The following is an 11,893-nucleotide window of genomic DNA, read 5'->3' as shown; positions in this document are numbered from 1 at the left end:
GTGACGGCCATCAAGGCGGCCGCCTGCTACCACCCCGACCGGGTCGTCCCGGTCGCGGAGCTGCCGGGGCTCGCGGAACTCGGCGACGGCGAGCGCGAGACCTGTGCGCGCCTCGGCATCGACGAGGTCCGCGCGGACGAGACGCTCAGCGCGTTCGACCTGGCCGTGCGCGCGGCCCGGCAGACCCTGTCGGAGGCGCGGCTCGACGCGGCGGAACTGGGCGCGCTCGTCCTCATCGACGCGCGCGTCCCCGACACGCTGATGAGTTCGGCGGCCACCCGGCTCCAGGCGCTGCTCGGGGCGGAGCGCGCCCTGACCTTCTCGGTGGGCGGCCTCGGCTGCGTCTCCCTCACCCCGGCGCTGCTCACGGCCCGGGGCCTGCTCGCCGCCGACGGGGACCTGGACCACGTCCTGGTCGTGCACGGCAGCAAGCCGCCCACGCCCCTGCGCTACCGCCACCCGGTGACGGTCAGCGGCGACGGCGGCGCCGCCGCGGTGATCTCGCGCCGCGGCCCGGTGCGCGTCCTCGACGTCGTCCAGGAGACCAACGGCGCCCACTGGGACCTGTTCCGCGTCGACTACCGGGACCGCCCCACCGCGCGGTGGCGCGAGGAGTGCCGCGACATCCCGCAGTACTCGTTCCGGCTCGCCGTGGAGTCCCGCATCCGGCTGCGCGCGCTGCACCAGCGCCTCCTCGACCGCAACAACCTGGTGCCCGGGGACATCTCCCGCTACCTGAGCCACAACCTCTCCGAAGGCACCTTCCGGTTCACCGAGGAGGCCCTCGGCATCAAGATCAGTACGACGTGCTTCGACAACCTCCGCCGGTACGGGCACCTCGGCCCGAACGACGTCCTGCTGAACCTGCGCACCGAGCTCGACCGCGGCGGCCTGGCGGAGGGGCAGCGCGCGGTGCTGCTCAGCGCGAGCCCGGTCGCCGCGTGGAGCCTGCTGCTCGTGGAGATCGGCGACGGCGCCACGACCCACTACCTGTGAGAAAGAGGGCCACCCATGGACACACCGAACGGGACGGACGCCGCCGACGCGGCGTCGGTGACCGAGGAGCTGCGCGCGTATCTGTCCGGCGCCCTGGGGCGGGAACCGGGCCCGGACGAGGACTACTTCGCCCTCGGCCTGGTGACCTCCCTGTTCGCGATCGAGCTGGTGAACTTCGTCGAGCAGCGGTACGGCATCGAGGTCACCGTCGACGACCTCGATCTGGACCACTTCCGCACCCTCGGACGGCTGCGGGAGTTCGTCCTCGCGAAGGCCGCGGGCCGGGGCGCGGCGGCGTGAGCGGCACCGCCGTGGCCGACCCCGCGGCCGTGGGGGCGCGGTTCGCCGACGCGGTGCGCCAGGACGCCGCCGCCTGGGACGCGCGCGGTGAACTGCCCGCCGAGGTGCGCCGCGCCCTCGCGCAGGGCGGGCTGCTCGGCGCCGATCTGCCGCGCCGCCACGGCGGGCTCGGCGCCACGCCCGCCGAGCTCGGCGAGGTGTGTGCCCGGCTCGGCGGGGTGTGCGGCTCGCTGCGCGGCCTGGTCACCGTGCAGGGCATGGTGGGCGCGGCCCTGCTGCGCTGGGGCACCGCCGGGCAGCGCGAGCGGTGGCTGCCCGCGCTCGCCCGGGGCGAGCTGATCGCGGCCTTCGCCGCGACGGAGACGGAGGCGGGCAGCGACCTGGCCGCCGTCGCCACCACGGTCGAGCGGCACGGCGACGCGTACGCGGTGAGCGGCGAGAAGCGCTGGATCACCTTCGGCGAGATCGCGGACGTGTATCTGGTCCTGGGCCGTACGGGCGGGCGCCCCGCCGCGGTCCTCGTCGAGGCCGACCGGCGCGGCGTGCGGCGGGAGCCGGTGCGCGGCCAGCTCGGTCTGCGCGCCGCCCAGCTCGCCCACGTGCGGTTCGACGACGTGCGCGTACCGCCCGAGAACGTGGTCGCCCCGCCCGGGTTCGGCCTGTCGCACGTGGTGGGCACCGCCCTTGACCACGGGCGGTTCACGGTGGCCTGGGGCTGTGTCGGGATGGCCGAGGCGTGTCTGGACGCGGCCGCCGCGCACGCGGTGCGGCGCGCGCAGGGCGGGGTGGTCCTGGCCGAGCACCAGCAGGTGCGCGCGCTGTTGGGGCGCGCGGTGGTGGACGGCCGCGCCGCCCGGGAGCTGTGCCTGCGGGCCGCCCGGCTGCGGGCGGCCCGCGCCCCGGACGCCGTCGCGGAGACCGTCGCCGCCAAGTACGCGGCGGCGCGCGCGGCCACCTCGGTGGCGGGGAGCGCGGTGCAGATCCTGGGCGCGTCCGGCTGCGCCCCCGACAGCCTGGTGGGCCGCTGCTACCGGGACGCCAAGGTCATGGAGATCATCGAGGGTTCGGCGCAGGTGTCCGAGCTGACCATCGCCGACCACCTGCTGCGCGCCCACGGACACGGGCCGGCCCGGCGGCGGCCCGAGGACGAGGGAGAGGGCCGATGAGCGCACCGCCCCGCGGACCGGACGACACGACGGAGGCCGGGTCCGGGACGGAGCCCGCGCGGCCCCCGGAACCGGCGGTGAAGTGCCTGGTGTGGGACCTCGACGACACCCTGTGGGACGGCGTCGTCCTGGAAGGCGACGCGCCCGTGCCGTTCGCGGCCGCCGTAGGGACGGTACGCGCCCTCGACCGGCGGGGCGTCCTGCACGCGGTGGCGAGCCGCGGCGAGCACGACGTGGCCGCGGCGCATCTGGCCGCGCACGGGCTCGACCCCCTGTTCACCGTCCTGGAGGTGGGCTGGGGCGCCAAGTCCCGGGCCGTCGAGCGGATCGCGGCCGAGCTGAACATCGGCCTCGACACGGTCGCGTTCATCGACAACGACGCGGTGGAGCGGGCCGAGGTGGCCGCCGCGCTGCCGGACGTGCGCTGCTACGCCGCGCACGAGGCGGAACTCCTCACCTCCTACCCGGAGTTCACGCCGCGGTTCCTCACGGACGAGTCGGCGCTGCGGCGCGACCTCTACCGCACCGAGAGGCGGCGCAAGGCCGCCGAGGCCGAGCACACCGGGCCGCCCGCGCGGTTCCTGGCCTCGCTCGGCCTGGTCCTGACGGTCCGGCGGGCCACCGAAGCCGACCTCGCCCGCGCGCACGAGCTGACCGTGCGCACGCACCAGCTCAACACCACCGGGCGCACCTTCGGCCTGGACGAGCTGCGCGGACTGTGCGCGGACCCCGGGCACGAGGTGCTGGTGGCCGGGCTCACCGACCGGTTCGGCTCCTACGGCACCATCGGGCTCGCGGTCACCGCGCTCCGGGACGGCGCGACCGTGCTCGAACTGCTCCTGATGTCCTGCCGGGTGATGTCCCGGGGCGTCGGCGCGGTGCTCATCGACCACATCGTCGCGACGTCCCTGGCCGCGGGCCGCCGCCCGGTCGCGGAGTTCGTGCCCACCGACGTCAACCGGCAGATGCTGGTCACGCTGCGCTTCAGCGGCTTCGCAGTGGTGGCGGACGCCGGTGACCGCCTCATCCTGGCCATCGACCCGGACGACCCGCCGCCCGCCCGCAAGCACCCGGTACGGGTGGTCACCGCATGAGCGGCGCCCGCCGCGACACCGGCCGGAACGAGGAGGATCCCATGCTTCAAGGCAGCGTCGGCAGCGGTGTCATCGGCGTGGTCGGCGCCGGGACGATGGGCGTCGGCATCGCGCAGTGCCTCGCCGAGGCCGGGCACCGCGTGGTGGCCGTCGACCCCGAGGAGGCCGCCCTCGCCGCGGCCCCGGCCCGGCTCCGCGACGGCGTCCGGCTGGCCAGGATGGTCCGCGGAGCGCCCGCGGCGGTCCCACCCGACCAGGCGCTCGCGGCGGTCACCTGGACCGCGCGCCTGGAGGACCTGGCCGAGGCGCGGTTCGTGCTCGACTGCGCGCCGGAGCGCATACCGCTGAAGGAGAAGCTGTTCGGCGACCTCGACGCGGTGTGCCCGCCCGGGGCGGTCCTCGCGACGGGGACCTCGGCCATCCCGGTCGAGCGGCTCGCCGCGCGCACGGGGCGGCCCGAGCGGGTGCTCGGCCTGCACTTCATGAACCCGGCGCCGATGAAGGAGGCCGTGGAGGTCGTCCGCGGCCCGCGGACGTCCGACGAAACCCTGGACACGGCCCTCGCCCTGCTCGCGGGGATCGGCAAGAAGGGCATCGTGGTCGCCGACGGCCCCGGGTTCGTCTCCAACCGGGTCCTCATGCTCACGATCAACGAAGCCGCCACCGTGGTGCGGCAGGGCACCGCGGACCCGGCCACCGTCGACCGGATCTTCGAGGAGTGCTTCGGGCACACCATGGGGCCGCTGGCCACCGGCGACCTGATCGGCCTCGACACCATCGTGGACACGCTGTACGTCCTGCTCGAATGCACCGGCGACCAGCGCTTCCAGCCCTGCGAGGGGCTGCGTGCGCTGGTCGCCGACGGTCGTCTGGGCCGCAAGAGCGGCCGGGGTTTCCACCGCTATCCGGCCCGCGCGCCGGGGTGACCCCCGGCGCGCGGCGCCTTCGTGCGGTGCGGGCTCGCCCTAGGGAGCGAGCCGGTAGGCGTTGCTGATCGTCTCGGTCATGGTGTTGCCCGAGGTGTCCTTGAGGTACACCCGGTACGACACGGCCTTGGCCGTCGCCGGGTGCCGCACGCTCGCCGTGCGCGCGCCCGCGGCGTCGGTCGTGACGGGGGCGGACTTCCAGGTCCTGCCGCCGTCGTAGGAGACCTTGACGGTCAGCTCGGCGATCTTGCCCCGGCCCGCGGCGGCCCCGGCCACCTTCAGCGGCACGGTCAGCGCGCCGCCCGCGGGGGCCGTGCCGTTCAGCGCCAGCTTCGGTGCGAGGCGGACGGTGGACAGCGGCAGGTCGGTGGGCGGCTCGTCGGGCGTCTTCGCCGAGGTGAACGTCCAGGCGACGGCCACCTTCGTGCTCGTCGTGGCGTCCTTGGCCGGGCGGCTCGCCTCCATGGTGAGGCGGTACGGGGCGGAGGCGGCGGGGAGTTCGGCGTTCACCGCTCCGGGTTCGCCCTTCGCGATCAGGCGGCCGCCGGACTCCAGGCGGGTGGAGCCGCCGCTCATGGGGGAGGTGCCCGAGTGGCCCGCGCCGTCGCTGAACAGCTGGACGTAGGCGTCCATGGAGTTGCCCGCCCGGCGCGCGCCCTGACTGGGGTCGGCCTTCAGGTCGGGGCCGACCACGCCGGTGTTGAAGTTCAGCGTGTAGCGCTTGCCCGCCTTGTACGCGACCGGGTCCGTGCCGTAGCTGATGCTCGGCTCACCCGTGTCGTCGAGCTGTTCCATGGACCAGCTCCAGCGCATGCCCTTGGTGGTGACGTAGCTCGTGCCGGAGGACGGGAGGTTCAGCTTGGTCGGCGACTGCAGGTTCGGGCCGTAGCCGCTCGTGCCGATCGGCAGGGCGGAGAGGGTGCCCTTGCGCCGGGCGGCGGAGGAGCCGGCGCCGATCTTCATCTCGGCGAGCTCGGCCTTGGCGGTGGCGTGCTTCAGGCCGGTGAACCAGGTGCCGGTGCGGCCGAAGGCGAGCCGGTAGTCGACCTTCTTCGTCGTGCCCGGGACCTTCCAGAGGCCGCTGTACTGGGCCTCGAAGGTGGGCGACTCCGGGCCGAGCCCGGCGGTGCGGATGGCGGTGGCGTCGGTGAGGCTCCAGCTGCCGGAGATGCCGGTCGCCTGGTCCTCGTAGCTGATGTGCGCCTCCGCCAGGCGCGCGGTCCTGTCCGGGGTGGTGACGGCGAACGGCTTGGCCTTGCGGGCGTCCAGCGTGATCGACTTCTTGCCGCCCACCGTCAGCTTCGGCTGGACGAAGACCGTGAGCCGCCCGCTCGGGTCGTAGGCGGAGCTCTCCAGCGCGTAGGTGCCCTTGGGCACCCGCAGCGTGGCCTCGCCGCGGCGGTAGGGGACCTGGAGCTTCTTCTGCGTGGCGGGGTCGGTGAGCGTGGTGACGTAGGTGGACGCGCTCGCGCCGTCGGCGTCGAGGTGCCGGAACGTGACGTCGTACGACTCGACTTCGCGCTCGACGACCAGACCGGTGCGCACGGCCTGGCCGTCACCGGCGGCCAGCAGGCTGCCGCCGTAGGTGCCGTCGGCGGTGCCGAGCTTCGTGTTGACGGTGACCGTGGTCTTCGCGGTGCCGCCCGCCGGGACGGTGAGCTTGGTGTCCGCCGCGGTGAACAGGGCGGCCGGTCCCGGGCGGCCTGCCGGGTCCACACTGGTGGTGGACAGCTTGAGGGTGACGGGCTTGGTGCCGTAGTTGCGGTAGGTGACGGTCTTGGCGACCGGCTTGTCGTCGGTGTGCGGCCACGCCTGCGTGCCGAAGGCGAGCGTGCCGGGCTGGGAGACCACGGAGGCGGTGACGGCGCGCGTCAGGTCCACCCGGCCCGCGCCCTGCTGGTACGGGTTGAGCTTGGGGCTGGGCTTGGCGGAGCCGGTGAGCGCGGCCTTGAGCTGCGGTCCCGTCCACGTGGGGTGCTGCTGGAGGAGCAGGGCGGCGGACCCGGCGACGTGCGGGGCCGCCATCGAGGTGCCGGACATGGCGACGTAGCCGTTGCCCTCGCTCCCGGCGGGACCGTCGGTGGAGGCGGCGGCGGTGATCTCGACGCCCGGGGCGCTGAGGTCCGGCTTGGCGACGCCGTCGGCCGAGGGGCCGTGGCTGGAGTCCTCCGCGATCCGGCCCTGCTTGTCGACGGAGCCGACCGTGAGGGCCGCGGGGGCGCTGCCGGGGGTGGTCAACGTGCCCGCGCCGGGGCCCTCGTTGCCCGCCGACGCGACGAACAGGGCCTTGCCGGAGAGCCGGGCGACGGCCTCCTCCATCGGGTCGGTGCCCTGGGTGTCGAGGCTGCCGAGGCTCATGTTGACGATCTTGGCGCCGTTGTCCACGGCCCACTGCATGCCCGCGATGATGTCGGAGTCGTAGCCCGCGCCCACCTCCTCGGAGATGACTTTGCCGTCCAGGATCCGCACGCCGGGGGCCACGCCCTTGTACTTGCCGCCCGACTTGGCGCCGGAGCCCGCGACGGTCGAGGCGACGTGCGTGCCGTGGCCCATGCGGTCCTTGGCGTCGGGTGCCGCGGTGAAGTTCTTCTCGATGACCTCGACGCCCTTGAGGTCCGGGTGCGTCTGGTCGACCCCGGTGTCCAGGACGGCGACCTTGACGCCCTTGCCGGTGTAGCCGGCCTGCCACATGGTGGGGGCGCCGATCAGCGGCACGCTCTTGTCGAGCGCGGGGCGGACCTTGGCGTCCAGCCAGACGTGGGCGACGGCCGGAACGGCGGTGGCGCGGACGTTCGCACGGCCGCCCGTGCCGCGGGTGAGCGCCGACCACAGGTCCGCCGTGTCGGACTTGGGCGTGCTGAACGCCTCGCCGCCGAGCGCGGAGAGCTCGCGGCGGTCATGGGCGCGGCCCTTGAACGTGTCGGCGGCCCGGAAGCTGTTGGTCCTGCCCGGCCGGTAGCCGACGATCAGCGGCAGCGACGGGCTGTGCGCGTCGTCGTACCGGTCCTTGACGAGCTGCGTGACGTCGAAGAGCCGCCGGTCGAGCCGGCCAGCGGCGATCAGCTCCTGGGCGTCCTGCGGCACGGCGAACACGTGCCCCGCCTCGCGCCGCACCGAGATCGTGACCTCGTCGCGGCCCTTGCCGCGGATGAGGCGGACGACCTCGCCGCTGCCCGCCGCGACGACCACGCGGTCGCCGGTGATCAGCGTGACCGTCGCCGTCTTGCCGGCCCGGTCCCCCCGACCGCTCTTGGCGGCCGCGGCCGCGGTGCCGTCCTGCGGTGTCCCGGTGTCGGCTGCCGCCGCCCCCGTGAGCAGTGCTCCGGACAGCACGGCGGCCATCGCCGCCGCCCCCACCCTCGATATGCCTGTCACCCGAATTGCCTGTCCCTTGAACGTACCGATGCGCCCCCCCGTGAGACGCGATCTTGGCACGGGTGGTTCTCAGGAGACGATTCCGGCCGGGCAGCCCCGTCCGTACCGCCGCCACCAGGGGCGTCAATACCGGTACGAATCCATTGCAATCCGGACGAACGAGCGGATGAGCGGGTTGGTGTCACGCTCGTTCCAGGCCACCAGGACGCGGCTGGGCTCCATGTCGACCAGCGGCACCACGGTGAGACCCCGGCCCGGCTCGTGGCCCAGAGGGGTCATGCCGACCGTGCCGTTCCACAGGACGGCCTGCCGGCACTCCTGGACGGCGCGCACCACCGGGCCCTCGCGGGGTTCGCCGCCGTTCCAGTACGTCTGCCAGACACGGTCGGTGCCCTGCGGGAAGAGGAACCAGCGGCGCCCGGCCAGGTCGGCCAGGCGCAGGCGGTCGCCGCGGGCCAGCGGGTCGTCGGCGCGCAGCAGCGCGCCCACCGGGTCGGCCCGCAGCTCCCGGGTGCTCAGGCCGGTCCCGTCGAACGGCCCGCGGGTCAGGGCGACGTCGACGAGCCCGGCGTGCAGCCCGCAGGTGGGATCGGTCAGGTCGGTCTCGCGGACGCGGACCTCGACGTGCGGGTGCCGCCCGCGGAAGGCCTCGGCCAGGCGGGCCGCGTCCGGGTCGGCGCTGTCGCCCAGGATGCCGACGGTGAGGGTCGCGGCACCGGCCGCCGCGGCCACCCGGGCGTGCACCTGCTCGGCCCGCTCCAGCAGGGCGCGCGCCTCGTCCAGGAGCACCGAGCCCGCGCCGGTGAGCCGGACACCGGCGGACGACCGGACGAACAGGGCGGCGCCGAACCCGGCCTCCAGCTGTTTGATCGCCCGGCTCAGCGGCGGCTGGCTCATGTGCAGCCGCGCGGCGGCCCGGCCGAAGTGCAACTCCTCGGCGACCGCCACGAAATAGCGCAGCGTGCGCAGCTCCATGGTGGCACGATACCCGTGGGGTATCGAGGGCACGGAAGGGGTCTTGGACACCCCGGGCGCACCGGCGGTGGAATCGACGCATGACAGAGACACCGAAAACCGCTGACACACCGAAGACCACTGACACACCCGACACCGGTACGCCGGACGCCGGCCCCGCCGTGACCGTGGTCGGTCCGGGCGAGGGCGAGGTCATCGTCCTGGGCACCACGCGCATGCGCGTCCTGGAGGACGGCACCGCCACCGGGAACCGCCTCGGCTGCACCGAGTCCGTCCTCGCGCCGCACACGCCCGGACCGCCGCAGCACCGCCACGCCCTGCACGACGAGGGCTTCTACGTCGTCTCCGGCACGGTGCGCTTCACGGTCGGCAGGCAGGACCACGACGTGCCCGCGGGCGCGTTCGTGACGGTCCCGCCCGGAGCCCCGCACACCTTCGCCAACGTGACCGACGAACCGGCCGTCATGCTCAGTACGTTCACGCCGTCCCTGTACGTGCAGTACTTCCGGGACCTCCAGGAAGCGGCCTCCGAGGGCCGCGGCCTGACCCCGCAGGAGCACCTGCGGACGATGAGCCGCTACGCCACCGAACCGGCCACCGACGTCGCCTCGTGACCGTCGCCTACGGAGTCGTCGCCGCTCTGCTCGCTCTCTTCCACCTCTACGGGGGCGGGTTGAAGGTGGTCCGCAGCCGTGAGCGACTCCTGCCGATGATGGCCTGGGTGGACGACACTCCGATGCCGGTGGTCAGGGGCATCGGGGCCGTCGAGGTGCTGGGCGCGCTGGGGCTGGTCCTCCCGCCGCTGACCGGGGTCGCGCCCCGGCTCGGCGCGGCCGCGGCCGTCGGGTTCGTGGCCCTCCAGCTCGGCGCGATCAGGGTGCATCTGCGCCGCGGCGACCGCGCGGTCGCCCTCAACGTCGCGCTGCTGCTCGCCGCGGCCGTCACCGCCGGGCTCTCGACGGCGTGGTGGTGACGCCGGGGCTCCGGCGCCTCACGGTGTCGAGCACAGGTCGCCGCAGGGGTCCGTGACGCCGACCTCGCCGGTCAGGATGTGCAGGGAGAACTGGAGGTCGCGCAGGCCGCCCAGGGAGCCGAGGTCCCGGGCCATGTGCCCCTCCAGGGCGCGCAGATGGGAGCGGACGGTGAACTCGGAGAAGCCGAGGGCGCGGGCGGTGGGCTCGATGTGGGCGTCGTGCGCGAGCCAGACCGCCGCGGTGGTGAGCAGGTTCCTGCGGTCGCCGCGCGCGCCGCACAGCAGGTTGTCCGCCCAGGCTGTGGCCTCGGGCGAGGCGAGGAGCGACTCCAGGGTGGGCGTCGCGCCGCCGACCAGGGTGAGGGAGCGCTCGGGCCGGTGCCGGTCGGCGAGCAGGTCCAGGGCGAGCCCGACGGTGGCCCGGTCCCGCACGGTCGCGAAGTCCATGTCCAGGAGCTCGGCCGCCTTGGCCACGCGGCGCCTGACGGTGTTGCGGTGCACACGCAGCCGCCGGGCGGCCACCGCATAGGGGTAGGCGAGGGCGGTGGGCAGGGTGTCCCGCATCTGCTCCCCCTGCGCGTCCGGCCGAAGGAGCGGTTCGAGGAGCCCGCGGGCCCAGCGCCGCGCCGCGTCCCGCGGCAACACGCTGACCAGGTCGGTGCTCTGCGCGTTCAGCGCCACCGCGTCGGGGCGGCGCAGCGCGAACCGCTGTGCGGTGATGGCCTCCTGGAGGGCGTCGGCGAGCAGCACCATCGGGTACGTGCCGCTGCCGCCCAGCGAGGCGTCGGCGCCCAGCTCGGCGACGAGCCGGGTGAGCGCGGTGGCCACCGCGTCGCCGGTGCGGCGCGGCCGGATCGGCTCGACGACCAGGATCCGGCGGTCCTCGCGCGGATCGGCGACGACCAGGGCCCGGCCCGCCGTCCCCGCCTCGCAGCGGAGCAGGACGGCGTCGCGCCGGTCCTGGGGGGTCTCGACGACGAAGACGCGGACGGCGTCCGGGGTGAGCAGGCCCGGTGCCTGGGCGGCCAGGACCCGGCGCGCCTTGTCGACCTCGGCGTCCAGGAGCAGTTCCACCGCCGCCATCCGGGCCGCCCGCGCGGCGTCGGCGGCGGCGCGGTGCTCGCGGCGCGCCTGGTCGAGCAGGCCGAGCAGACGCGCGGCGTGCCGCATGAGCCGGAGGTCGGCGTCGTCGAAGGGGGGCGAGCGACGGGCGACGGCCAGTACCGTGTTCCCGGCGTCCGCCGCGGAGACGGCGCCGACCGCGGCGAGGTCGCCGGCCGGGGCGCCCCAGGCGTCGTCGGCGGGGGCGGGGGGCTGTGCGTCGCCCGCCGACGAGAGGGGGATGAGCCGGGTGTGCGGACCCTGTGACCGGTCGTGCGCGAGGCCTTCGCGGTGGCCGCGCAGGAACGCCTCCGCCAGGGCTTCGGCCGCGGTCTCGGGCGAGGCGGCGAGGACGCCGCCCGGCTCGCTGACGAGGACCTGTGCCCGCAGGGCCCGCGCAAGCCAGTCCGCGATGCGCTGCATGGCCTCGGGGTCGGCGGCCCGGGTGGGCAGCTGCTGGACGAGGGTGGTGAGCTGACCGGCGTGGGCCTCGGCTTCGGCGAGCCGTCGCTCGGTGAGGTCGCGGGCCGCCCCGACCCACTGGCGCAGCGGCGCGGTGGTGGTGAGCAGGGGGACGCCGAGCGCGGCGGACACCTCCCGCACCGCCAGGGAGAACGGCTGGTGGGCGCCGGACAGGACGCTCACCGCGAGGCCCGCGCACCCGTCGAGGGCCAGCTGTTCCAGGAGCGTCTCCAGGGCGACTTCCGCGCGCCCCCGCAGCCGGAACGGCACCTCGGTGAGCAGGACGAGGGAGCCGGGTTCGAGGCGGCGCTGCGGCTCGCCCTCCAGGAGCTGAGGCAGGGTCAGGGTCGCCAGTCGGGCGACCCTGACCGCCTCGTGCGGTGTGGCGGCGACGCCTCCGGCGAAGGCAAGCTCGAGTTCGACCCTGCCGACCAGTGCGCCCAGCGTCAGCACGTCATCTCCCCCGTATTCCCCCGTGCGTACGACGTGTTGTCCGCCCCGGTTGTCCCGGCCGCTTCACCACAG

The 11,893-nt window shown here is 74.8% G+C and carries 10 protein-coding genes; 7 read left to right on the top strand and 3 right to left on the bottom strand.

The window, feature by feature from the left end:
• The 5 genes from AC5WAM_RS37735 to AC5WAM_RS37715 are packed head-to-tail and all read left to right on the top strand — an operon-like array spanning nt 1 to nt 4,482.
• Nucleotides 1–996: a 3-oxoacyl-ACP synthase III family protein gene (locus AC5WAM_RS37735; protein WP_495520356.1), complete on the top strand. Its 996-nt coding sequence runs from the start codon at nt 1–3 to the stop codon at nt 994–996.
• A gap of 15 nt (nt 997–1,011) precedes the next feature.
• Nucleotides 1,012–1,296, top strand: coding sequence for an acyl carrier protein (locus AC5WAM_RS37730; protein ID WP_138958033.1), 285 nt, complete (start codon nt 1,012–1,014; stop codon nt 1,294–1,296).
• On the top strand, nt 1,293–2,462 hold the full coding sequence (locus AC5WAM_RS37725) for an acyl-CoA dehydrogenase family protein (protein WP_495520355.1): 1,170 nt from the start codon (nt 1,293–1,295) through the stop codon (nt 2,460–2,462). The genes AC5WAM_RS37730 and AC5WAM_RS37725 overlap by 4 nt, the downstream gene beginning before the upstream one ends.
• A complete protein-coding gene (locus tag AC5WAM_RS37720; protein WP_495520354.1) occupies nt 2,459–3,556 on the top strand; it encodes an HAD-IIIC family phosphatase in 1,098 nt (365 codons plus the stop codon). Before AC5WAM_RS37725 ends, AC5WAM_RS37720 begins: the two co-directional genes overlap by 4 nt.
• Nucleotides 3,557–3,597: 41 nt before the next feature.
• On the top strand, nt 3,598–4,482 hold the full coding sequence (locus AC5WAM_RS37715) for a 3-hydroxyacyl-CoA dehydrogenase family protein (RefSeq protein ID WP_495520353.1): 885 nt from the start codon (nt 3,598–3,600) through the stop codon (nt 4,480–4,482).
• A 39-nt stretch (nt 4,483–4,521) separates the two neighbouring features.
• Here AC5WAM_RS37715 and AC5WAM_RS37710 read toward each other — a convergent pair whose 3' ends face one another.
• A complete protein-coding gene (locus tag AC5WAM_RS37710) occupies nt 4,522–7,857 on the bottom strand; it encodes a S8 family peptidase (RefSeq protein WP_495520352.1) in 3,336 nt (1,111 codons plus the stop codon).
• A gap of 123 nt (nt 7,858–7,980) precedes the next feature.
• Nucleotides 7,981–8,832: a LysR family transcriptional regulator gene (locus AC5WAM_RS37705; protein WP_495520351.1), complete on the bottom strand. Its 852-nt coding sequence runs from the start codon at nt 8,830–8,832 to the stop codon at nt 7,981–7,983.
• An 80-nt stretch (nt 8,833–8,912) separates the two neighbouring features.
• On the opposite strand from AC5WAM_RS37705, the gene AC5WAM_RS37700 reads away from it, so the two are divergent.
• On the top strand, nt 8,913–9,446 hold the full coding sequence (locus tag AC5WAM_RS37700; RefSeq protein WP_495520350.1) for a cupin domain-containing protein: 534 nt from the start codon (nt 8,913–8,915) through the stop codon (nt 9,444–9,446).
• Nucleotides 9,443–9,805 (top strand): DoxX family protein, encoded by a 363-nt coding sequence (locus AC5WAM_RS37695; RefSeq protein WP_366792783.1) that lies wholly within the window; start codon nt 9,443–9,445, stop codon nt 9,803–9,805. Before AC5WAM_RS37700 ends, AC5WAM_RS37695 begins: the two co-directional genes overlap by 4 nt.
• 18 nt (nt 9,806–9,823) lie before the next feature.
• Here the strand turns inward: AC5WAM_RS37695 and AC5WAM_RS37690 are convergent, their stop codons facing one another.
• On the bottom strand, nt 9,824–11,821 hold the full coding sequence (locus AC5WAM_RS37690) for a PucR family transcriptional regulator (protein ID WP_495520349.1): 1,998 nt from the start codon (nt 11,819–11,821) through the stop codon (nt 9,824–9,826).
• Nucleotides 11,822–11,893: the final 72 nt, after the last annotated feature.

It is taken from the genome of Streptomyces sp. JLYT201, assembly GCF_059448825.1.
The sequence above is the reverse complement of the archived record's forward strand: the minus strand, read 5'-3'. Positions and strand labels throughout refer to the sequence as shown.